The sequence below is a fragment of the Zhihengliuella sp. genome, from assembly GCF_031178195.1.
GTDB lineage: Bacteria > Actinomycetota > Actinomycetes > Actinomycetales > Micrococcaceae > Zhihengliuella.
Window position 1 is genome coordinate 178,180 of the sequence record NZ_JAPSJL010000002.1, and the last position, 22,965, is coordinate 201,144.

Genomic DNA, 22,965 nt, shown 5'->3' on the forward strand with positions numbered 1-22,965 from the left:
CGGCCACCCGCCGACCGTCCGTCCGGCGCACCGGGCGGGCCGCCGGACGGGCGGTGCGCCGGGGAGCCCCGCTCGCCGTGGGTTTCGCCTGACCGAGCGGATAGGATGGCCGCAGCTCTGCCGCGAACTACCATCTGTGCCGGTTAGGCACGCCTAACTGGCGTCGGGTCAAGCGTGCAACAAAGATGAAAATCTGGCGAGAGGAGTCCCAATGAGCAATGTGGACAGCTTTGGTGCCAAGGGCGTCTTGGACGTCGAAGGCAAAGAATATGAAATTTTCCGGCTGAACGCCGTCGAGGGTGCCGAGAGCCTTCCGTACAGCCTGAAGGTTCTGTTGGAGAACCTCCTGCGCACCGAGGACGGTGCCAACATCACCGCGGACCACGTCCGCGCCCTGGCCGGATGGGACAAGGACGCCCAGCCCTCCACCGAGATCCAGTTCACCCCTGCGCGCGTCATCATGCAGGACTTCACCGGCGTGCCGTGCATCGTCGACCTCGCCACGATGCGCGAGGCCGTCCAGGAGCTCGGCGGCGACCCGAAGCGCGTGAACCCGCTGGCTCCGGCCGAGATGGTCATCGACCACTCCGTGCAGATCGACGCGTTCGGCAACGCCGGCGCACTCGAGCGCAACATGGAGATCGAGTACGAGCGCAACGGCGAGCGCTACCAGTTCCTGCGCTGGGGCCAGACCGCGTTCGACGACTTCAAGGTGGTCCCCCCGGGCACCGGCATCGTCCACCAGGTCAACATCGAGTATCTGGCGCGCACCGTCATGACCCGTGAGGTCGACGGCGTGCTGCGGGCCTACCCGGACACCTGCGTCGGCACCGACTCGCACACCACCATGGTCAACGGTCTGGGCGTGCTCGGCTGGGGCGTCGGCGGCATCGAGGCCGAGGCCGCGATGCTCGGCCAGCCGGTCTCCATGCTGATCCCGCGCGTGGTCGGCTTCAAGCTCTCCGGCTCCATCCCGGCCGGCGCCACCGCCACGGACGTCGTGCTGACGATCACCGAGATGCTGCGCAAGCACGGCGTCGTCGGCAAGTTCGTGGAGTTCTACGGAGAGGGTGTGGCCGAGGTTCCGCTGGCCAACCGCGCCACCATCGGCAACATGAGCCCGGAGTTCGGCTCCACGGCCGCCATGTTCCCGATCGACGACGTCACCCTCGACTACCTGCGCCTCACCGGCCGGTCCGAGGAGAACGTCGCCCTCGTCGAGGCGTACGCCAAGGAGCAGGGCCTCTGGCACGACCCGTCGCGCGAGCTGCGCTTCTCCGAGTTCCTCGAGCTGGACCTGTCCACGGTCGTGCCGTCGATCTCCGGCCCGAAGCGCCCGCAGGACCGCATCCAGCTGACGGACGCCAAGGAGCAGTTCCGCAAGGACATCCACAACTACGCCGCCGGCGAGGCGGACGAGCTGGGCATCGGCCGTCCCTCGAAGGCCGTCGACGTGGAGATGGAGGACGGCCGCGCGTTCACGCTCGACCACGGCCTCGTCTCGATCGCCTCGATCACCTCGTGCACCAACACGTCCAACCCGTCCGTGATGCTGGCCGCCGCGCTGCTGGCCCGCAACGCCGCCGAGAAGGGCCTGACGTCGAAGCCGTGGGTCAAGACCTCCGTCGCCCCGGGCTCGAAGGTCGTCACGGACTACTACGAGAAGTCCGGCCTCACGCCGTACCTGGAGAAGCTGGGCTTCTACATCGTCGGCTACGGCTGCGCCACGTGCATCGGCAACTCCGGACCGCTCGAGGCCGAGATCTCCGAGGCCATCCAGGCCAACGACCTCGCCGCCACCGCGGTCCTCTCGGGCAACCGCAACTTCGAGGGGCGCATCAACCCCGACGTGAAGATGAACTACCTGGCGTCCCCGCCGCTGGTCATCGCCTACGCACTGGCCGGCACCATGGACTTCGACTTCGAGTCCGACGCCCTGGGCCAGGACGCCGACGGCAACGACGTCTTCCTGCGCGACATCTGGCCGTCCCCGACCGAGGTCGAGGACGTCATCGCCAAGTCGATCGACAAGGAGATGTTCGCGAAGGGCTACGAGGGAGTCTTCGACGGAGACGACCGCTGGAAGAGCCTGGAGACGCCCACCGGCGCTACGTTCGAGTGGGCCGATGAGTCCACCTACGTCCGCAAGCCCCCGTACTTCGAGGGCATGCAGGCGCAGCCGGAGCCGGTCGAGGACATCCAGGGCGCCCGCGTCCTGCTGAAGCTGGGCGACTCGGTCACCACCGACCACATCTCCCCGGCGGGTTCCTTCAAGTCGGACACCCCGGCCGGCCAGTACCTGCTGGCCAACGGCGTGGACCGCAAGGACTTCAACTCCTACGGCTCCCGCCGCGGCAACCACGAGGTGATGATCCGCGGCACGTTCGCCAACATCCGCATCAAGAACCAGCTGCTCGACGGCGTGGAGGGTGGTTTCACCCGCGACTTCACCCAGGAGGGCGCCCCGCAGGCGTACGTCTACGACGCGGCCCAGAACTACCGCACCGCGGGCACCCCGCTGGTCGTGCTCGGCGGCAAGGAGTACGGCTCCGGCTCCTCGCGCGACTGGGCCGCCAAGGGCACGGCGCTGCTGGGCGTCAAGGCCGTCATCACCGAGTCGTTCGAGCGCATCCACCGCTCCAACCTCATCGGCATGGGCGTTCTGCCGCTGCAGTTCCCGACCGGTGAGTCCGCGGACTCGCTCGGCCTGGACGGCACCGAGTCCTTCGACATCGCCGGCATCACCGAGCTGAACGAGGGCCAGACGCCGAAGACCGTGAAGGTGACCGCCTCCAAGGCGGACGGTTCCACGGTCGAGTTCGACGCGGACGTCCGCATCGACACCCCCGGCGAGGCGGACTACTACCGCAACGGCGGCATCCTGCAGTACGTGCTGCGTCAGATCTCCGCGAACTGATCGCTGTAGCACCCTCCGCTGGGGCGGTCGCCGGTTCGCCGGTGGCCGCCCCAGCGGCGTTCCGGGCCGACGCCGCCCCGGCCAGGCCCGGGGCCTACCGGTCCCGCCGCGGCGGTCCTACGCTGTTGCCATGTCGCACGAAGAGCCGTCGCCCGCCGAGGGGGCGCCGCCCACCGCGCCGCAGACGGCCCCCGGGGCGACGCCACCGCTCCGACCCGCCCCGGCAGCCGCGGCCGTGCCGCTCGAGGGCGGCACGGACGACGGCGGGGCGGTCGCGGAGCCCACGGTCCCGGCGGGGACCGGACGCCGCACCTTCCTCCATGTCCTGGTCAACACGGCGCTGGCCAACGTCATCACCAGCTTCCTCTGGTTCGCCCTGACCTTCTGGGTCTACCTGGAGACGCGCTCGGTCCTGGCGACCGGTCTGATCGGCGGCGCCTACATGCTCCTCGTCGCATTCTTCGGCCTGGCGTTCGGCGTCCTGGTCGACCGGTACCGCAAGCGAGCCGTGATGATCGGGTCGACGGTCTTCACACTCGCCTTCTTCGCGCTGGCGGCCGCGATGTTCGCCGTGCTGCCGGAGCACGAGCTGCTGCGGCTGGACGGCCCCTGGTTCTGGACCTTCGCCGCCGTCGTCCTGGTGGGGGCGGTCGTCGAGCAGCTACGCAACATCGCCCTGTCGACGACGGTGACCCTGCTCGTCGAGCCCGAGCGCCGAGCCAACGCCAACGGCCTGGTCGGCTCCGTGCAGGGCCTCGCTTTCCTCGTCACCTCTGTCTTCTCCGGCCTGTCGATCGGCATGCTCGGCATGGCCGGTACCCTGGCCATCGCCCTCGCCGCCTGCGCCGTCGTCCTGATCCACCTGCTCTTCCTCCGCATCCCCGAGCCGCGCATCGTCCGCTCGGCGGACCGGAACACGTTCACCGAGGTACGGGCGGGCATCGCCGCCGTCAAGGCCTCGCAGGGGCTGTTCGCCCTCATCCTCTTCACGACGTTCAACAACCTCACCGGCGGCGTCTTCATGGCCCTCATGGACCCGTACGGCCTGACCCTCTTCCCGGTCGAGGTCTGGGGGATCGTCCTGGGGGTGACCGCCACGGGCTTCCTGATCGGCGGCGCCGCCGTGGCGAGGTTCGGCCTGGGGCGCAACCCGATCCGGACGCTGCTGCTCCTGGTCGCCTGCACGGGCGTCCTCGGTGCGACCTTCACGCTCCGCGAGTGGTGGTGGCTGTTCGCGGCCGGGATCTGGCTCTTCATGATGCTCATCCCCGCCATCGAGGCGGCCGAGCAGACGGTCATCCAGAGAATCGTGCCCTACGAGACGCAGGGGCGCGTCTTCGGCTTCGCCATGACGTTCGAGGCCGCGGCGGCTCCCATCACGGCCTTCCTCATCGCGCCGTTGGCCGAGTTCTGGATCATCCCCTACGTGGCTTCCGGCGAGGGACAGCAGGCGTGGGGGTGGCTGCTCGGCGAGGGCGACGCCCGCGGCATCGCCCTCGTCTTCCTGGTCTCCGGCGTGGCGTCGATCATCCTCGCCGCGACGGCGCTGGGCACTCGCTCCTACCGTCTGCTGTCCGAGGTCTACGCGCGCGCCGTGCCCAGCCGGCCCACGGCCTGACCCGCGGACGGACGCCGGGCCCGGTGCCGAGCCGGGGCGGCCCGGGCGGTAGGATTGACTGACCTTCAGCCGCATCGAAAGGACCGCCTCCGTGGGACTGCTTGAGACCATTCGCGAGCCGCGCGACCTGCGCGCCCTGAGCCTGGTCCAACTGCAGGAGCTCGCCGCGGAGATCCGGACCTTCCTGGTCGCCAACGTCGCCCGCACCGGCGGGCACCTGGGGCCCAACCTCGGCGTCGTCGAGCTCACCCTCGGGATCCACCGCGCGTTCGACTCGCCGCGCGACTCCATCGTCTTCGACACCGGCCACCAGTCCTACGTGCACAAGCTCGTCACGGGCCGGCAGGACTTCGACACGCTGCGCCAGGAGCACGGCATCGCCGGCTACCCGGACCGGGGCGAGTCGGTCCACGACATCGTCGAATCCTCGCACGCCTCCAGCTCGCTGTCGTGGGCCGACGGCATCTCCCGCGCGCGCGTCCTCAAGGGGGAGCCCGACCGCTACGTCGTCGCAGTCGTCGGCGACGGCGCGCTCACCGGCGGCATGGCCTGGGAGGCGCTGAACAACATCGCCGCGGACAAGGACCGCCGCGTGGTGATCGTCGTGAACGACAACGGGCGGTCCTACGCGCCGACCATCGGCGGGCTCGCGAACCAGCTGGCCGGTCTCCGGCAGATGACCTTGGACAAGGTCCGGACCTCGCAGGCCTACGAGGTCACGCTGGACAAGGTCAAGGAGCGCCTGCAGGGCGGCGGCGCGATGGGGCGCCTGACCTACAAGTCGCTGCACGCGGCCAAGAAGGGCATCAAGGACTGGTGGGCCCCGCAGGGCCTCTTCGAGGACCTCGGGTTGAAGTACATCGGCCCCATCGACGGGCACAACCAGGCCAGCGTGGACGAGGCCCTCCAGCAGGCGCGCGCCTACGAGGGCCCCGTCCTCGTCCACGCCCTGACCGAGAAGGGCCGCGGCTACGCGCCCGCGCGGGCGCACGAGGACGACCAGTTCCACGCCGTCGGCGTCATTGACCCCGTGACGGGCGAGCCGGTGGAGTCGGGCTCGGCCCAGTCGTGGACCTCCGTCTTCGGCGAGGAGATCGCCTCGATCGCCGACGAGCGCGACGACATCGTGGGCATCACCGGCGCCATGATGATCCCCGTGGGCCTGAAGACCATGGCCGACCGGCACCCCGGTCGCGTCATCGACGTCGGCATCGCCGAGCAGCACGCCATGACCTCGGCGGCCGGTCTGGCGTACGGGGGCCTGCATCCCGTGGTCGCCCTCTACGCGACGTTCCTGAACCGGGCGTACGACCAGCTGCTCATGGACGTCGCCCTGCACAAGGCGGGCGTCACAGTGGTCCTGGACCGGGCCGGCGTGACCGGCCCGGACGGCCCCAGCCATCACGGCATGTGGGACCTGTCGATCCTGCAGTCGGTGCCCGGCATCCACATCGCTGCGCCGCGCGACGCCGACCGCCTGCGCGAGCAGCTGCGGGAGGCCGTCGCCGTGGACGACGCCCCGACCGTCCTGCGCTTCAGCAAGGGCACCGTGGGCCGCGCGATCGAGGCCGTCGAGCGGCTCGAGGACGGCGTGGACGTCCTGGCCCGATCCGGCGAGAGCAGGGAACACGACGCCGACGCCCGCGACGTGCTGATCGTCGCGGTCGGCTCGATGGCCGGCACCGGTCTCGAGGTCGCCTCCCGGCTCGCGGCCCAGGGGATCACGGCCACCGTCGTCGATCCCCGCTGGGTCCTGCCCGTGCCCCGGTCCATCGTGGGACTGGCCGCCCGCCACCGCCTGGTCGTCTCGATCGAGGACGGGGTCCGGGCCGGGGGAGTGGGCGCGCGGATCCGGCAGGAGATGCGCGCGGCCGGCGTGGACACGGCGCTGAACGAGGTCGGCCTGCCGGTGGAGTTCCTCGCCCATGGCTCGCGCTCCCAGATCCTCGAGCGCGTGGGCCTGACGGCGGCGAACATCGCGCAGAGCACCGTCGCCCAGGTGCTCGGGACGCAGGTGCCCTTCGCGCGGCCGCTGCCCGGGCAGGACCTGCCCACCGGCCAGATCCCCCGGCTGTGAGTCCCGCGGCCGTGGGCGTGGACGCCGGTCCGCTGCGGTCCGAGCCGGCGGGCGCCATCCCGGGCGAGCTGGTGGTCGCCCGGGCCTGGAAGTACGACGGCGGACCGCACTGGGTGGTGCCCGGCACCTACCTGGGCGCCGATGCGGCCGGCCACTGGATCTTCCAGCCCGCCGGGGCGTTCGTCGCCCGGCCCGGTGCCGGCTTCTACGCGGCGTCCGACGCGGTCTGCCTCGTCCCGCACCAGGGGCCGAGCGGTCCGGACGCAACGGTCCGGACCGCGGACTGGGTGGCGACCTTCTACGACGCCGCCCACCCGGGCGACTTCCGCATCTACATCGACGTCTCGACCGGGATCGGCTGGCGCCCGCTGCGACCCACCGGCTGGGAGGTCCACTCGGTGGACATGGATCTGGACGTGGTCCGCTCGAGTACCCGCGGCGTCTACCTCGACGACGAGGACGAGTTCGCCGAGCACCGCGCCGCGTACGGGTACCCGGACGGGCTGGTGGCGCGGATGAGCGCGGCCGCCGCCGAGCTGATGGCCGCCGTCGAGGGCCGCCGCGGGGTCTTCGACGTCGAGCCCGGGTCGGGGGCGAGCCGCGCCGCTCGGGCCTGGCTCGAGGACGGTCGGCGGCTCGCGTCGTCGTCCGGGGGCTGAGCGGGCCGCCGGCGCACCGGAGTTTTCGAGGAGTACCGATCCACGGGCAAACCGCCCGGACTGGAGGAGAAGCATGGCCATCATCCGCACCTACCGCCGTCGAGACGACGGATCGCTCGAGTTCCGCGAGGCATGGTACGAGACCTACGCCGACGGCGGCCTGGGGCAGTTCGTCATCAACCACGGAGCCGTGGGGCACCAGTCGACCACCCAGGACGTGCAGGACGTCGACGAGGAGACCGGCGAGTCGCTGCTCGCGGGCTTCGAGCTGCAGTGCCGCGAAGACGGCTTCGCCGAGCTGGCGCCCGAGGAGCAGTTCTGGGTGGTCGCCCAGTACCCGGCCAAGTCGGAGGGCGGCTACGGGCAGCGGCTGCGGGACACCGCCGTCCAGGTCCTCACGCCCCACCTGGCCTGGCGCGGACTGGGCACGGTGGAGTCGGCCGAGTTCGCACCCGGCAAGCTGAACATCAAGATCCTCACGCCGGACGCCAAGTCCGCCGTGTCGGCCATCAAGACCGCGGTGCGCGACCACAACCTCGACTTCTCCAAGCTCCGCATCGCCGCGGCCCCGTACGGCGAGCCGGAGAAGCTCAAGCAGAAGCATCCGCTGCCGCCGAAGCCATTCAGCCTGGACTAGGCATCGCTCCGGCCCCGGCCGGAAACCGAGTCTGTTGCCGGACTCCCGGGACCGGCGGTGGACCAAAGAACGAAGCGCGCCCCGCGCGGCTGCACAGCAGCCGCGCGGGGCGCGCTTCCTCATGCTCCGTCCGGCTCCGGCCTGCCGGAACCGGCGTCGGGCTAGTCCGTTCCGGTGTCGAACGAGGCCCGCTCGAGGGCTTCGTCGGCCGCGCGGTCGTCCTCGGTGACCTCCGTGCCGCCCGTGATGGCCTCGGCGCCGCCGGCCTCCATGTCGCCGATCAGCTCTCCGGTGGCGCCGCCGAGCAGGCCCGACCCCGTGTACTGCTCCAGCCGGGTGCGGGAGTCGGCGATGTCCAGGTTGCGCATGGTGAGCTGGCCGATGCGGTCCAGCGGGCCGAAGGCCGCGTCGCCGACGCGCTCCATCGACAGCTTCTCCGGGTGGTAGCTCAGCGCCGGTCCGGTGGTGTCGAGGATCGTGTAGTCGTCGCCGCGGCGCAGACGCAGCGTCACGGATCCCGTGACGGCCGACCCGACCCAGCGCTGGATCGACTCGCGCAGCATGAGCGACTGCGGATCCAGCCAGCGGCCCTCGTACATCAGGCGGCCCAGGCGGCGGCCCTGCTCGTGGTAGGTCGCGACGGTGTCCTCGTTGTGGATCGCGTTCAGCAGGCGCTCGTAGGCGATGTGCAGCAGAGCCATGCCCGGCGCCTCGTAGATGCCGCGCGACTTCGCCTCGATGATGCGGTTCTCGATCTGGTCGCTCATGCCGAGGCCGTGACGACCGCCGACCGTGTTCGCCTCCATGACCAGTGCGACGGCGTCGGAGAACTCCTGGCCGTTGATGGAGACCGGGCGGCCGGCCTCGAACGCGATGGTTACGTCTTCGGTCTCGACCTCGACCGAGGCGTCCCAGAACTTCACGCCCATGATGGGCTCGACGGTCTCCAGCGGGGTGTCGAGGAACTCGAGCGTCTTCGCCTCGTGGGTCGCGCCCCAGATGTTCGCGTCGGTCGAATAGGCCTTCTCGGCGGAGTCCCGGTAGGGGAAGCCGTGGGCGGTCATCCACTCGCTCATCTCCTGGCGGCCGCCGAGCTCGTGGACGAACTGCGGGTCCAGCCACGGCTTGTAGATGCGCAGGTTCGGGTTCGCCATCAGCCCGTAGCGGTAGAACCGCTCGATGTCGTTGCCCTTGTAGGTGGAGCCGTCGCCCCAGACGTCCACACCGTCGTTGCGCATGGCCTGGACCAGCAGGGTGCCAGTGACGGCGCGCCCGAGCGGCGTGGTGTTGAAGTACGTCTTGCCGCCGGAGCGGATGTGGAAGGCACCGCAGGCCAGCGCGGCGAGTCCCTCCTCGACGAGGAGCGGCCTGCAGTCGACGAGCCGCGACTTCTCGGCCCCGTACTCGAGGGCGCGCCCCGGGATGGAGTCGATGTTCGACTCGTCGTACTGGCCGAGGTCGCCGGTGTAGGTGTAGGGGACGGCGCCCTTGTCGCGCATCCAGGCGACGGCGACGGAGGTGTCCAGGCCGCCCGAGAAGGCGATGCCGACGCGTTCGCCGACGGGGAGGGAGGTGAGTACTTTCGACATACCTAGAATGCTAGGCCCTCCGCGCCAGATTTCCAATTGTTATGCATGACTATGAATGACTATGCACATGGGTGGCGGCGTGCCCCCGGGCGGCCCGCGGTAGGCTCGCGGGCGGGCCGCCGCGAGCGCGACCGCCGATTGCACATCCACCGCACGACCCCTAGGAGGCCCGCATGGAAACCGGCCGATCCGGCGCACCCGACCCCACGGTCCGCCTCCTCCTCGACAACGACACCGGGATCGACGACGCCCTGGCGCTGGCCTACCTCGCCGCGTGCGACCACGTCGAGCTCGTCGCCGTCACCAGCACCCCCGGCAACGTCGGCGTGGAGCAGGTCGCCGCCAACAACCGGGCGCTGCTCGACCTCTGCGGCCGCCCCGAGGTCCCGGTCCTGATCGGCGCCCGGCAGCCGCTGCGGATCCCGCTCGTCACGACCCCCGAGACCCACGGCCCCCAGGGCGTTGGTTACGCGGAGCTCCCGGCGCCGTCCCCGTCCGGGCGCGAGGCGGCCGGGACGGCGGACGACGACGCGGTCGACTTCTGGATCGAGGCGGCCCGCGCCGCGCCCGGCGAGCTGACCGCCCTGCTCACGGCGCCGCTGACCAACTTCGCCCTCGCCTTGCGCCGCGAGCCGCGACTGCCGTGGCTGCTCAAGGGCGTCGTGGTGATGGGCGGCAGCTTCAACTACCAGGGCAACACGACGCCGACGGCCGAGTGGAACACCCACGTGGACCCGCACGCCGCGCACGAGGTCTATGCGGCGTACGGGGCGGCGGCCGCGGCCGGGCTGGACGCGGGCCGGCTGCCCGTCGTCTGCTCCCTCGAGGCCACCGAGCGCTACGAGATGCCCCCGGAGGTCGTGACCCGCCTCGCGGCCGCCGCCGGCTGCGAGGCGCCCGAGCGGGTGCGCCCCGAGGATCCGGAGGGTCTCCGCAGCCGGGCCTCGGACCCGCTGGTCCGCTACCTCTCCGACGCGCTGCGCTTCTACTTCGAGTTCCACCGCCGCTACGACCAGGGCTACATCGCCCACGTCCACGACTACTTCGCGGCGGGCGTCGCCGTCGGGACCCTGGCCCACCGGGCCCGTCCCGCCGTCGTCGACGTCGAGACCGAGTCGCCGCTGCTGGTCGGGACGACGGTCGCCGACTACCGGGGGCTCTGGGGCCGGCCGGCGAACGCGCGCGTCGTCGACTGGAACGACCCCGAGGCGGGTTTCGCCGAGCTCGTCGAGCGGCTCGGCGCCCACGCCCGGCGGCTCCGGACGGCACCCTAGGGGCGCGGTGTAAAATACACTCTCGGCTTCCGAGGTGACATAGGGGGCCGTGCCGACGCCCGCCGGGCGTCCCCACGCACACCGCCCGCGATTCCGCGATCCAGGAGCACCCCTATGTCCGTACCCCAGCCCGCTGCGCCCGAACCCGCCCCCGGACCCGAGTCCGGCACCGACGCCACGGCCGGCGGCCTGACCCTGGAGGACCGTCCCGGCCACTCCGGCCCCGGACGCCGCCTCCTGGCGACGGCCGGCTTTGCGATCCTCGCCGTCACCTACCTCGCGCTGGTCCTCACCCAGCCCGCGGGCATCGCGGAGGGGCTGGGACAGGGCGTCGCACTGGCCGCGTTCGCCGGGTACCTGGCCGCCGCGCTGCTCCTGCTCGCCGCGGTCCTACCGGAGCTGCCGGTAGGGACGCTCACCCTCATCCCGGTCGCGCTGGCGCTGAACATCGTCCTCGGCCAATTCGTCGGCTCGGTCATGGTGCCGCTCTACCTCGACTCGATCGGCACGGTCCTCGTCGGGTTCCTCGCGGGCCGCCGGGCCGGGGCCGCCACCGGCGTGCTCGGCACCCTCGTCTGGGCCCTGTTCAACCCGACCGTCCTGCCCTTCGCCGCTGGCGCGGGCCTCATCGGCCTGCTCGCGGGAACGGCCGCGCGCCTCGGGGCCGTCCGGAGGATCGTCCTGGCGCCGCTCGCCGGTCTCGTGGCCGGCGTCATCGGCGGGCTCGTGGCCGCCCCCGTGGCCGCCTTCGTCTTCGGCGGAACGTCGGGCGTGGGCACCGGCGCGCTGGTGAGCGCCTTCGGTGCCATGGGGGACTCGCTGCTCTCCGCGGTCACCAAGCAGGCCCTGATCTCCGACCCCGGGGACAAGGCCGTCGTCTTCCTCATCGCCGCGCTCCTGGTGTACGCCCTGCCCGGACGCCTGACCCGCACCTTCGCGTTCGTTCGCCGCTACCGCGTCCTCGGCCGGCGCCGGCAGGCGCAGGACTAGCGCGCCGGTGCACCCGTTCACGGTCCTCGCGGTCGCCGCGCTCGTCGTCACCAGCACGACGGCGCTGGCCGCCTGGCCCGTCAGCCTCTCCGTGGTCCTCGTCTGCCTGGGCGTCGCAGCGACCAGGGGACGGCTCGCGGCCGTCGCGGCGGCCTCGACCGCGATCCTCGTGCCGGTCTGGTGCTCGCAGCTGATGATCCACGCCCTGTTCGACCGGGCCGGAACCCATGTCCTCCTCGAGGCCGGCTGGCTCCGGCTCACCTCTGAGGGATTGACCGTCGCGGCGCAGCTCGGGCTCCGACTCGCCGTCCTCGTGGTGGTCGGCGCGACCGTGGCCGTGGCCGTCGACCGCCACCGGCTGGTCGCGGCCATCGACCTCGCGCCGGTCCCGCCGCAGGCCGGCTACCTGCTCGCCGCGACGCTCGCCCTGGTGCCGAGGCTCCAGCGTCGCCGGCGCGCGATCGCCGACGCCCAGGCGCTCCGTCTCCTGGACGCCGCCCCGGAGGCCCGCCGGGCCGGCCCGCTCCGGCGGGCCTGGCGGGCGGTCCGGCTCCAGGCCGTGCCGCTCGTGCTGTCCTCTGTCCAGGACGCCGCCGAGCGCGCCCCGCACCTGGCGGCGCGCGGCTTCCCCTCCACCGCGGACCGCCGGACACGCCTGCGGGACGTGCCGGACTCCCGGCTCCAGCGCCTCGTCCGCCGCGCGGCGGCCGTCGGCGCCGTCGTCGTGCCCGCCCTGATCCTGATCGGCGGTGCCGGATGAGCGCCGGCGCGGAACGCGCGACGGCGGCGCTGCTGGACGCGCGGATCGACTCCTTCCGGTTCGGCGGCCACGCGGGCGAGACCCTGCGCGGTATCCGTCTCGTGGTGGCGCCGGGCACGCTGACAGCGATCGTGGGCGCCTCGGGCTCCGGCAAGACGACGCTGGCCCGGGTGCTCGCCGGAATGCTGCCGCCCCCGTCGCCGGGAGGCGCACCTGTCGCTGGTGCCGATGACGACCCGGACGACGACGTCCTGGAGGCCGTCCTCGAGCTGTGCGGGCGGCGGGTCGCCTTCGCACCCGGGCACCGGGTCCGGATCGATCCGGCGGGTTGGGCAGGCCGTGTCGGCCTGCTCCCGCAGGAGGCGCGGCACTTCCTCTCCGGGGCGCGGGAGACCGTCGCCGAGGAGATCGCGTTCGCGCTCGAGAACCAGGGCGTGCCGAGGCCGCGGATGCGCGAGCGGGTCCGGGCCGTGGCGGTCGACCTCGGGCTGGAAGGTCTCCTCGACCGGGATGTCGAGCGGCTCTCGGGCGGCCAGGAGCGGCTCGTCGCGCTGGCGGCGCTGGCGGTCGTCGATCCCGCTGTGCTGGTGCTGGACGAGCCGCTGGCGGGGCTCGACGCCGAGGCTCGTGGCCGGGTGGTCGCGTGGGCCGCGGACCGGTGCGCCCGCGGGCGCTCCGTGGTGCATCTGACGCGCCGCGAGGACGAGATGACCGTCCGTGCCGACGACGTCCGCATCCTCGCAGGCGGCGGACTCGCGCGCTCGTCTCCCGCTCGCGCCGCGGAGCCCTGTCCGCCGGCGGCCGGGGGAGTGGTGCCGTCGGCAGCGACCGGTGCGTCCGCGTCCCACCGGCCCTCGACCGGTGGGTCGGCGCGAGGGCTGCTGGCGCTCTCCGGGGCGAGCCTCGGCTACGGCGACCCCGGGCGCGCCCGGCGAGTCCTCCGCCGCCCGCGCCGCACCGGTCAGCCGGTGCTGACCGGCGTGGACCTGACTCTCCACGCGGGGGAGACGGTCGCGCTCCTGGGCCCCAACGGCGTCGGGAAGACCACGCTGCTCAAGACCGCGGCCGGCCTGCTGGAACCCCTGGCCGGGACCGTCCGGCGGACTGGGCGGATCGGGCTGCTGCTGCAGGACAGCGGGGACCAGCTCTTCGAGCGGACGGTGCGCCGCGAGGTCGGGTTCGGGGTCGACGCCCCGCGGGCCGTCTCGCACGTGCTGGACGGGCTCGGTCTCTCCGATGTCGCAGCGGAGCATCCGTACGAGCTGCCCGGATCGGTCCGCCGTCTCGTCGCACTGGCCACGGTCCTGGTCAAGGACCCGGACGTGCTGCTCTGCGACGAGCCCACGGTGGCCCTGGACGATGCCGGGCTCGATCTGCTGCGCGGAGTCCTGGCGCAGCGTGCCGGCACGGGCGGGGCGGTGCTGTTCAGCACCCATGACGAGGACTTCGCCGCGGCGGCTGCCGACCGGGTGATCCGCCTCCCCGGCCCTGGCGGCCGCGATCCGCACGACGCCGCCGCGGCCTAGCCGTCCGGGCTCGACGTGTCCGCGGCGTCGGGTGCGGCCCGGGGGTGGAGCTCAGACGTGGACGATGACGTCCTCGCCGTCGATCTCCGCGGCGAAGCGCTCCAGCGGCGCGTCGGCCGGCCCGGCGGTGGGCGTCCCATCCTCGGGCGCGAACTCCGAGTTGTGGCACGGGCAGTGGAAGTCGTGCTCGTCGCCGACCTGCACCTGGCACCCCGCGTGCGTGCACAGCGCTCGGTAGGCCAGAACCGAGGTCTCGCTCGGCCGGAACAGCAGGTAGTTGCGCCCCTCGATCTCCACGCCGAGCTTGGAGCCGCGCGGCAGCTCGGAGGCGGCGGCGACCACATGGCCTGTGGTGCCCTCCGCGCCCGGCTGCGGCGTCGACGGCGCGGACGCCTGCGGCGGGGCTGCGGGGGAGCAGGCCCCGAGCGCGACGGTCCCGGCGACCGCCGTGCCGCCGAGGGCGGTGCGCTGGAGGAAGCCCCGACGCGTCGGGACCGGCGCGCCCGGGGCGGGCGGAGGGGTCGCCTCGGCGGCGGGGGTCGGTGCGGCGTCGGGATGGGTCATGCCTCCATCATAGGAAGCAACCCGCCCCGTGCCTCAGCGCGCGGGGTGGAACTTCCGACCGTTCACGCGCTCGGAGGCGCCGACCTGGTCCAGGTACGGTGTGATGCCGCCGAGGTGCATGGGCCAGCCGGCGCCGAGGATCATGCACAGGTCCACGTCCTCGGGGCTGTCGACGACGCCCTCGGTGAGGATGAGCCCGATCTCCTCGGCCAGCGCGTCCTGCGTCCGCCGGAGGACCTGCTCCGAGGTGGACGGCTCGTCGCCGAGCTCGAGCAGTCCCATGGTCTCCTCCGGGATGGCGCGGCTGCCGTCGTCGTTCTGGACCCAGATCGTGGAGACGCCGTGGTCGATGAGCCGCTGCAGGTTCGACGAGACGCGGAAGCGGTCGCCGAAGGCGGCGTGCAGGGACTCCATGACGTGCTGGGCCACCGGCATGCCGACCATCGCCAGCAGCGTGAACGGGGTCATCGGCAGCCCCAGGGGGCGCAGGGCGTTGTCGGCGATGTCGGCGGGGGTGCCCTCGTCGAAGGCGTTCTGGACCTCGCCCATGAGCCGCAGCAGGACGCGGTTGACCACGAACGCGGCGGCGTCGCGGACCAGGACCGCCGTCTTGCCGAGGTTCCTCGCGAGCGCGAAGGCCGTGGCGACGACGGCCTCGTCCGTCTCCGGCGCCCGGACGATCTCCACGAGGGGCATGACGGCGACCGGGTTGAAGAAGTGGAAGCCCACCACGCGCCCGGGGTGCTGCAGGTCCGCGGCCATCTCGGTCACCGACAGCGAGGAGGTGTTGGTGGCGAGGATGCAGTCGGCCGAGACGACCGCCTCGACCTCGGCGAAGACCTGCTTCTTGACGGCGAGCTCCTCGAACACGGCCTCGATGACCAGGTCCGCGTCGGCGAAGTCGGCCTTGTCCGTGGTGCCCGTGATGAGCGCCCGGACGTCCTCGGCGTCCTCGGCCCCCAGACGCCCCCTGGCGACCTGCTTGTCGAGCTCGCCGGAGATGTGGGCGAGGCCGCGGTCCACGCGGCCCTGGTCGAGGTCGGTGATCGTCACGGGCACGCGCAGGGCCTGGGCGAAGAGCAGTGCGAACTGGCCGGCCATGAGCCCTGCTCCGACGACGCCAATCCGGCCGACCGGGCGGGCCAGCCCGGGATCCGGGGCGCCGGCGGGGCGCTTCGCGCGCTTCTGCACCAGCTCCAGGAAGGCGTATACGGTGTTGTGGAACTCGTGGGTGCGCATCAGTCCGACCAGCGCGTCGACCTCCAGCCGCGCCGCCTCCGGCTGCGCCAGGTCGCGGCCGGCCTCCATGACCTCGAGGACCTTCAGGGGGGCGGGCGCTGCGTTGGAGATCTTGGCCTCCACGAACGCAGCGGCCTTCCGCAGGGCCGCGTCCCACCGTCCGCGCCCGTCGGGCGTGGAGGGGTCCGTGGCGTGCGGGCGTTCGACGGCGGCGCCGTCGAGCACGCTCTCGGCCCAGGCGACGGACTCGGCCACGAAGTCGCCGTCGGCGACGAGGTGGTCGGCGATGCCGAGCTCGTGGGCGCGACGTCCGGTGAGCGAGCGGTTGTTGTTCAGCGGGTTCTCGAGCATCACCTGGAGTGCGACCTCCGGGCCGATCAGGCGCGGCAGCCGGTAGACCCCGCCCCAGCCGGGGATGAGCCCGATGAAGGCCTCCGGCAGGCCGATGCCCTTCGCCTCGGCGGCGACGGTCCGGTACGTGCACGCGAGGGCGACCTCCAGGCCGCCGCCGAGGGCGACGCCGTTGACGAAGGCGAAGGTCGGCACGCCCAGATCCGCGAGCAGCCCGTAGACGTCGTGCCCGAGCTCGGCCATCTGCCCGGCGTTCGCCGACTCGCGCAGCGAGGAGACGAAGGACAGGTCGGCGCCGGCCACGAAGAAGCCAGGCTTGCCGGTGACGGCCAGTGCGTGGATCTCGCCGTCCCGGGCGCGCCGCTGCTGGTCGAGGAGGACCCGGCCGAGGCCGATCAGCGAGTTCGGCCCCAGCGTGGTGGGACGCCGGGCGTCCAGGCCGTTGTCCAGGGTGACGAGCGCCAGGATCCGGTCGCCGGAGAGCCTGCGGTCCTCCACTCTGGCATGGGTGACGATCTCATCGGCGACCTCGCCGGCGAGGCCGTTGAAGCGGTCGAAGCGTTCCGGGGCGGAGACATCTGACATGGGGCGGCGCATCCTTTCGGGGGTCACTGCGGGTCTGTGATCCACAGCATATGTTACTCGCCGGTAATATCTGAGGCAATCGACGTCCCGGTCAGGAGCTCGGCGGTGATCTCCGCCGCCGTCGCCTCCCGGGCCAGGCCGGCACGGGTCCCTGCCCAGAGGTGGAGCCGCTCCCGGTCGCCGCTGGCCGCGGCCTCGGCGCGGATCGGACGGGTCAGGTGGTGGACGGCCGGGTAGAGCGCCGGTGCGGCCTCCGAGTGGCGGCGGAGGAAGTCGTTCGCGATTCCCCGGGCCGGCCGACCCGTGAACGCACGCGTGACGGCCGTGCCGCCGTCCCCCTCCGGCCCGTCTTCCGGCGCGCCCAGGGCCCGCAGCGCGGACCGGTGGGCGGCGCCGGTCCCGGCCTCTCGGCAGAGCAGGAAGGCCGACCCGGCCTGCGCGGCATCGGCGCCGGCGCGCAGGACGCGCGCGACGTCGCCGGGCGTGGCGATCCCTCCCGCGGCCGCGATCCACACCCGGCGGGCCCCGGCGGCGGGCTCGGTGCCGCGAACGGCCGCGACGACGTCGGGCAGCAGACGTGTGAGCGGCCTCGGGTCCGGTGTCTGCGCGCACTGGTGGGTCCCGCGGTGGCCTCCGGCCTCGGGGCCCTGGACGCAGAGGCCACCGAGGCCCAGACGCACCGCGGCGAGGGCCTCCTCCTCGCTGGTCACGGTGGCGACGGTGACGACGCCCCGGTGGCGCAGGGCCGCGAGCTCCGCGGCCGTCGGCAGTCCGAACGTGAAGGAGACGACGGCGGGCGGGGCCGGGCGGGCCACGAGGGCCGCCAGCTTGGCGGGGTAGTCGTCGTCGTCCGGGCGCGCCGCCGTGTCCAGCGGGGCGGGCCCGGCCGGCGTCCGTCCGTCTCCGTCGGAAGCGGCGGGGAGTTCGGCGGCGAGGCGTTCGCGGTAGCGGGAGAGCCGCTTCAGATCGGCGTCGGCCAATCGACGGAGGCGGCCGTCGGGAGTTCGTTCGGGGACGAAGAGGTTGACGCCGAGCGGGTGGTCGGTGAGCGCCTCGGCCCGGTCGAGCTGTCCGAGCATCGCGTCGGCACTGAGATACCCGGCGGCGAGGAATCCGAGGCCGCCGGCGCTGCTGACCGCCGCGGCGAGTTCGGGCGTACCGGGACCGCCGGCCATGGGGGCCTGGACGAGCGGGGAGAGCGAGAGGACGGGCGAGTCCGCGGAGGTCATCGGGCGCATGGCCCCGACGCTACTCGTCGGGACGATCCGGGTCGAGGAACGCGACCGTGATCACCGGGGCCGTGAGCCGCACCTGCCACGGGCGGGCGCCGAGATCACGGAGCGCGGCCTCGATGGTCTCGGGCTCGACCGGTGTGGGCGGGCGCCAGGCGATCCGGCGCAGGTGGTCGGGGGTGAGGAGGTTCTCCAGCGGGATCTCGAGCCGCTCCGCGACGCGCGCGAGCCGCGGCTTCGCCGTGTTGAGGCGCGCAGCGGCAGCCGGGTCCTTCTCGGCCCAGACGCGGGGCGGGGGCGGCGAGTTGGTCGGCAGGTGCAGGGGCGGAAGGTCCTCGGTGGTGCGTGCGGTCTGGAGGGCACGCACCCAGCGCGCGGCCTCCTTGGCGGCGGCCCGGCCGTGGAACCCCGGCGTCTTCAGGAGGGCCGGCACGGTGGCCGGCATCGCCTTCGCCGCCGCGACGATCGCCGAGTCGGGGATGATCCGTCCCGGCGAGACGTCCCGGTTCTCCGCCAGGGACTCGCGTTCGTACCAGAGCTCGCGGGCCGCGGCGAGCCGCCGCTGGTCGCGCAGGGCGTGCAGCCCGGAGGTCCGCCGCCACGGGTCCTGGCGCGGAGCGGCGGGGGCGGCCGTCCGGATCGCCTCGAACTCCTGCTCGGCGAACTCGAGCTTGCCGGCCTCCTCCAGGATCCGGTGGAGCTCCTCGCGCAGCTCGACGAGCACCTCGACGTCGAGCGCCGCGTAGTTCAGCCACGGCTCGGGCAGGGGCCGCTTGGACCAGTCGGCCGCGGAGTGCTCCTTGGCCAGCGACAGACCGAGGAGCGACTCGACGACGGCCCCGAGGCCCACGCGTGGCAGACCGGCGAGCCGGGCCGCGAGCTCGGTGTCGAAGAGCGCGTCGGGGCGCATGCCGCACTCGGCCAGGCACGGCAGGTCCTGGGTGGAGGCGTGCAGGATCCACTCGACCCCGGCGAGCGCCTCGTTGATCGGCGCGAGGTCCTCGAACGCCTCCGGATCGATGAGCCAGGTGCCCGCGCCCTCGCGGCGGAGCTGGACCAGGAACGCGCGCTGTCCGTAGCGGAAGCCCGACGCGCGCTCGGCGTCGACGGCGACGGGACCGGTCGCCGCGGCGAGGGCGGCCGCGGCCCGGGACAGGCCGGAGGGGGTGTTCACGACCAGGGGGACGCCCTCGCCGGGTGCGGTCAGGGGGGTGGGCGTGGCGGCGTCGCTGGTCTCGGTCATGATGAGCCATTCTATGAGACGCCGCCGTCGTCTGCTCCGGGTGCCGGGCCGGGGCGTCCGGCCGGGTGGTCAGTTGAGGCGCCGGCGGGGGAGCGCGGTGACGCCCGGCGGCAGCGGGGGCAGCCCGGCGAACGCGCAGACCATGTCCGCCCAGGCCTCGAGGTGGGCGGTGACATCGGAGGTGGCCGGGGTCCAGGAGGCGCGGAGCTCGATGTCGATGGTGTCTGGGCGGTTGGAGAGGGTGCCGAAGCTCTCGGAGAGGACGCGGGTGGCCGTGCCCCCGGCGTTGGAGTACAAGGCGTGGTGCTCGTGCAGCGCGTCGGAGAGCCAGGTCCAGGCGACCGTCCCGACGAGCTCGTCGTTGCCCATGTCCGCGTCGAGCTCGGCCCGGATGTAGGTGACGATCCGGAACGTGCCGTCCCAGACGGGGGAGCCGGCCGGGTCGTGGAGCAGGATGAAGCGGCCGGTGGCGAGCTCCCGCCGGTCCTCGGCGGCCTCGCGGAGGAAGGAGGCGGCGGGGCCGTGCACCGGCCGCGGGCCGACCGGCTCGAGGACGTCCGCGGACAGCGCCACCCCGTACGGGGCGAGGTTGGCCGGGGCGGGGATCTCGGCGAGCCCGACCTCCGGGCGCAGGGCCGCCCGCCGCAGGGCGCCCAGCGCCTCCACGAAGTCGTGCGGCGCCGTCGCCAGGTCCCCGATGTTGTTCACGCCACCGATTCTAGGGTTGTGCCCGCGGCGAGGGCGGAAGGCTCGCCTAGGTCGATTCGCGCAGATGGATGGAGAGCGAGTTGATGCAGTACCGCTGGTCCGTGGGGGTCGGGAAGCCCTCGCCGCCGAACACGTGCCCCAGATGGGAGTCGCAGGCCGCGCAGCGGACCTCCACGCGGGCCATGCCGAGCGACTCGTCGCGCAGGTAGCGCACGCGCCCCTCGGCGAGCGGGGCGAAGAAGGACGGCCAGCCGCAGTGGGCGTCGAACTTCTCGCGGCTCGTGAAGAGCTCGGAACCGCAGGCGCGGCACGCGTAGACCCCCTCCTTCCGGGTGTCCCAGTACTCGCCGGAGAAGGGACGCTCGGTCCCGGCCTGGCGAAGGACGCGGTACTCCTCAGGGCTCAGCTCGCGGCGCCACTCCTCGTCGGACTTCGTCACGGCGGGACGGTATTGCTCTGCTTCGGAATGCTCAGTCACAACGGGAACAACGTCCCGGGGCGCCGCGGCATTCCCGCCCGCGCGGGTGTTTGGCGCGGCGTCGGCCGGTTGACATGATGGAGCCATGCCGCGCCAGCATCCTGCACCCCCCGCAGAGTTCAGCCGCCACGATCCCCGCGCCACCGAAGCCCGCAAGGCGAGGCCGGTCCGGTGGGCGGTCGTCGGCGCCGTTGCCGGGGCGACCGCGGGCTCCCTCGTGGCCGGGGCCGTGTCGGGCCTCGCCAGCTACTTCGCCCGCCAGGTGGTCACCCCCGCCCGTCTGCGCCCGGAGGATCTGGAGATCCTCGCCGTCGTACCCTCCGACCGCCTGACCTACGAGCCGGCGCCGGACGGGGCTGCCGACGTGGGGCACGGGCGCCACCGCGCGCCCGGGCGCACCGGCCTGGGCTGGGACGTGATCCTCCCCGCCACCGAGCAGACCACCGTCCCCGGGACCTACTCCCTCGTGTTCGACGGCGGACGCGGGCACGCGCGGATCGGCGAGATCGTCTCCTTCGCCCCGGCGGACGGGACGGTGACCCGGCACGTCGAGCGCATCTACGAGGGGAACCTGCACGGGGCCGTGCGCGGACGGTGGTCCGGGGCGGCCTACCCGACGCCTGCGGAGGTCGGGTACGACTACGAGGAGGTGGAGGTGCCGGTCCTCGGCGGCACCTCCGAGTCGTGGCTCGTGGCCGGGAGCCACCGCCGGAGCACCTGGGCCATCATGGTCCACGGGCGCGGCTCCGATCGATCCGAGGGACTGCGGGCCCTGCCCGTCGTGCAGCAGCTGGGCCTGACCTCGCTGCTGCTGTCCTACCGCAACGACGGCCACGCCCCGGCCGCGCCGGACCAGCGCTACGGGCTCGGCAGCACGGAGTGGGAGGACGTCGAGGCCGCCATCGACTTCGCGCTCGAGCACGGGGCCGAGGACGTCGTGCTCTTCGGCTGGTCGATGGGCGGGGCGATCTGCCTCCAGGTCGTGGACCGCTCCCATCACGCCCCCCGCATCGCCGCGCTCGTCCTCGACGGGCCCGTCGTCGACTGGATCGACGTCCTCGCCCATCAGGCGCGCATCAACCGGATCCCCGCCTCGGTGGGGCGGCTCGGGCAGTGGCTCCTGTCCAACAAAGCGGGACGGATGGTCACCGGCCTCGCCGCGCCGCTGGACCTGAAGGAGCTGAACTGGGTCGCCCGCGCCGAGCACCTGCGCACGCCGACTCTCATCCTGCACAGCGAGGACGACGACTTCGTGCCGGTGGGCCCGTCGGCGGCGCTCGCCGAGCTGAACCCGCAGGTGGTGGCCTTCGAGCGCTTCACGCGGGCGCGGCACACGCAGGAGTACAACGTGGACCCGGAGCGCTGGGACGATACCGTCCGCTCCTGGCTCGGGGGACGCCTGGACGCGCCCTCGCCGCGCCGCGCGCAGCAGCATCCGGCCGACCGTCCGGCGGAACGGCCCGGCGCCGAGGCGCTCTAGCCGGGCGACGTCGAGCAGCGGACCCGTAGACGAGGCAGGCAGCGGGCTTGGGCCTCCGGGAGGGCGACAGCGGGTCCTCCGACGGCCGGCTCAGCCGCCGAGGCCAGCCGTCGTGCCGTCCGTCGCGGCGAGGAGGTCCGGTCCAGCGATCTCGATCTCCAGACCCCGGCGCCCACCCGACACGAAGACGGTGCTCGCGGCGAGCACGGACGCGTCGGCCACGAGCCGGTGCGGTCGACGCTGCCCGAACGGGGAGACGCCGCCGAGCACGTAGCCGCTGCGGCGCTCGACCGCGGCGGGCTCCGCCAGCGCCGCGCGCTTGACGCCGAGGGCGGCCGCCGTGGCCTTCAGGTCCAGCTGCCGGTCCACCGGGACGAGAGCGAGCGCGAACTCCTCGGGCTCGAGCCGGATCATGAGCGTCTTGAACACGCGGGCCGGCTCGACGCCGAGCGCCTCGGCCGCCTCGAGGCCGAAGGAGCCCGACGCGGGGTCGTGCCGGTAGGCGTGCAGCGCGAAGGGCACCCCGGCGGCGGTCAGTGCAACCGTCGCGGGAGTGCCCTTGGCCGAAGCGGCGGACCTGCTGCCCACCGGTGCCTAGGCCTCCAGGGCCCGGGCGACCTGGCGCTTGATGCGCCCCAGCATCGCCGTCATGCCGCGCATCCGCAGCGGCGTCACGGCGCGGGTGAGCCCCAGCTGCTCGGGCATGTCGTCCGGAACGGAGAGCACCGTCTCGGCGGGCAGGCCGTCGAGCCCCTCGTGGAGCACGGAGGCGAAACCCCGAGTCGTCGGGGCCTCCGGGGGAGCGGAGAAGTAGAGGCGCACGGGACGGTCCGCCTCCGCGCCGACCTCGAGGGTCAGGAAGAGCGGGGACTGACACTCGACGACCTGCTCCAGCAGCTCCGGGTGCTCGCGGAAGCGCTCCGGCAGCTCCGGCAGCGACTCGGAGAACTCCAGCAGCAGCTCCAGGCGCTCGCGCTCCTCGAGGGCCTGGAAGTCCTCGACGATCTCGGCCAGGGACGGGGGGAGGGACGCGGCCAT

The 22,965-nt window shown here is 73.0% G+C and carries 19 protein-coding genes; 10 read left to right on the forward strand and 9 right to left on the reverse strand.

Features of this window, described 5'->3' with window-relative positions:
- Positions 1–211 precede the first annotated feature (211 nt).
- From acnA to RIN46_RS03465, 5 genes are all read left to right on the forward strand, one after another.
- Entirely contained in the window at positions 212–2,917 is a 2,706-nt protein-coding gene (gene acnA / locus RIN46_RS03445; protein WP_309079968.1) for an aconitate hydratase AcnA, read from the forward strand.
- Between the two features lie 130 nt (positions 2,918–3,047).
- On the forward strand, positions 3,048–4,535 hold the full coding sequence (locus RIN46_RS03450) for an MFS transporter (protein WP_309079967.1): 1,488 nt from the start codon (positions 3,048–3,050) through the stop codon (positions 4,533–4,535).
- A gap of 91 nt (positions 4,536–4,626) precedes the next feature.
- Entirely contained in the window at positions 4,627–6,612 is a 1,986-nt protein-coding gene (gene dxs, locus RIN46_RS03455) for a 1-deoxy-D-xylulose-5-phosphate synthase (protein ID WP_309079966.1), read from the forward strand.
- Complete coding sequence (locus tag RIN46_RS03460) at positions 6,609–7,271, forward strand: DUF402 domain-containing protein (RefSeq protein ID WP_309079965.1); 663 nt, start codon at positions 6,609–6,611, stop codon at positions 7,269–7,271. Before dxs ends, RIN46_RS03460 begins: the two co-directional genes overlap by 4 nt.
- 73 nt (positions 7,272–7,344) lie before the next feature.
- Positions 7,345–7,908 (forward strand): hypothetical protein, encoded by a 564-nt coding sequence (locus tag RIN46_RS03465; protein WP_309079964.1) that lies wholly within the window; start codon positions 7,345–7,347, stop codon positions 7,906–7,908.
- 161 nt (positions 7,909–8,069) lie between these two features.
- Here RIN46_RS03465 and argG read toward each other — a convergent pair whose 3' ends face one another.
- Complete coding sequence (gene argG, locus RIN46_RS03470; protein ID WP_309079963.1) at positions 8,070–9,497, reverse strand: argininosuccinate synthase; 1,428 nt, start codon at positions 9,495–9,497, stop codon at positions 8,070–8,072.
- Positions 9,498–9,670: 173 nt separating this feature from the next.
- Between argG and RIN46_RS03475 the strand changes: the two genes are divergently transcribed.
- The 4 genes from RIN46_RS03475 to RIN46_RS03490 all read left to right on the forward strand — a co-directional run bounded on the left by RIN46_RS03475 (position 9,671) and on the right by RIN46_RS03490 (position 14,047).
- A complete protein-coding gene (locus tag RIN46_RS03475) occupies positions 9,671–10,771 on the forward strand; it encodes a nucleoside hydrolase (protein ID WP_309079962.1) in 1,101 nt (366 codons plus the stop codon).
- A 114-nt stretch (positions 10,772–10,885) separates the two neighbouring features.
- Positions 10,886–11,761, forward strand: coding sequence for an ECF transporter S component (locus RIN46_RS03480; protein WP_309079961.1), 876 nt, complete (start codon positions 10,886–10,888; stop codon positions 11,759–11,761).
- A 7-nt stretch (positions 11,762–11,768) separates the two neighbouring features.
- A complete protein-coding gene (locus RIN46_RS03485) occupies positions 11,769–12,521 on the forward strand; it encodes an energy-coupling factor transporter transmembrane component T (RefSeq protein WP_309079960.1) in 753 nt (250 codons plus the stop codon).
- Positions 12,518–14,047: an ABC transporter ATP-binding protein gene (locus tag RIN46_RS03490; protein WP_309079959.1), complete on the forward strand. Its 1,530-nt coding sequence runs from the start codon at positions 12,518–12,520 to the stop codon at positions 14,045–14,047. The genes RIN46_RS03485 and RIN46_RS03490 overlap by 4 nt, the downstream gene beginning before the upstream one ends.
- A gap of 51 nt (positions 14,048–14,098) precedes the next feature.
- Here RIN46_RS03490 and RIN46_RS03495 read toward each other — a convergent pair whose 3' ends face one another.
- The 6 genes from RIN46_RS03495 to msrB form a co-directional block, all read right to left on the reverse strand.
- Complete coding sequence (locus RIN46_RS03495) at positions 14,099–14,611, reverse strand: Rieske (2Fe-2S) protein (RefSeq protein ID WP_309079958.1); 513 nt, start codon at positions 14,609–14,611, stop codon at positions 14,099–14,101.
- Positions 14,612–14,644: 33 nt separating this feature from the next.
- Complete coding sequence (locus RIN46_RS03500; RefSeq protein ID WP_309079957.1) at positions 14,645–16,786, reverse strand: 3-hydroxyacyl-CoA dehydrogenase NAD-binding domain-containing protein; 2,142 nt, start codon at positions 16,784–16,786, stop codon at positions 14,645–14,647.
- A 53-nt stretch (positions 16,787–16,839) separates the two neighbouring features.
- Entirely contained in the window at positions 16,840–18,024 is a 1,185-nt protein-coding gene (locus tag RIN46_RS03505) for a nitronate monooxygenase (RefSeq protein WP_309079956.1), read from the reverse strand.
- Between the two features lie 10 nt (positions 18,025–18,034).
- A complete protein-coding gene (locus RIN46_RS03510; protein WP_309079955.1) occupies positions 18,035–19,261 on the reverse strand; it encodes an HRDC domain-containing protein in 1,227 nt (408 codons plus the stop codon).
- Between the two features lie 69 nt (positions 19,262–19,330).
- Entirely contained in the window at positions 19,331–19,960 is a 630-nt protein-coding gene (locus RIN46_RS03515; RefSeq protein ID WP_309080126.1) for a DUF3000 domain-containing protein, read from the reverse strand.
- 55 nt (positions 19,961–20,015) lie between these two features.
- The gene (gene msrB / locus RIN46_RS03520; protein WP_375141831.1) at positions 20,016–20,534 is read right to left on the reverse strand and encodes a peptide-methionine (R)-S-oxide reductase MsrB; all 519 of its coding nucleotides are present in this window, start codon (positions 20,532–20,534) and stop codon (positions 20,016–20,018) included.
- Between msrB and RIN46_RS03525 the strand changes: the two genes are divergently transcribed.
- The gene (locus RIN46_RS03525; protein WP_309079953.1) at positions 20,533–21,927 is read left to right on the forward strand and encodes an alpha/beta fold hydrolase; all 1,395 of its coding nucleotides are present in this window, start codon (positions 20,533–20,535) and stop codon (positions 21,925–21,927) included. The two genes, msrB and RIN46_RS03525, sit on opposite strands and share 2 nt — an antisense overlap.
- Before the next feature lie 90 nt (positions 21,928–22,017).
- Here RIN46_RS03525 and ybaK read toward each other — a convergent pair whose 3' ends face one another.
- Both ybaK and RIN46_RS03535 read right to left on the reverse strand, forming a co-directional pair.
- Positions 22,018–22,515, reverse strand: a complete 498-nt coding sequence (gene ybaK / locus RIN46_RS03530) for a Cys-tRNA(Pro) deacylase (protein WP_309079952.1) — start codon at positions 22,513–22,515, stop codon at positions 22,018–22,020.
- A gap of 6 nt (positions 22,516–22,521) precedes the next feature.
- Entirely contained in the window at positions 22,522–22,965 is a 444-nt protein-coding gene (locus tag RIN46_RS03535) for a SufE family protein (RefSeq protein ID WP_309079951.1), read from the reverse strand.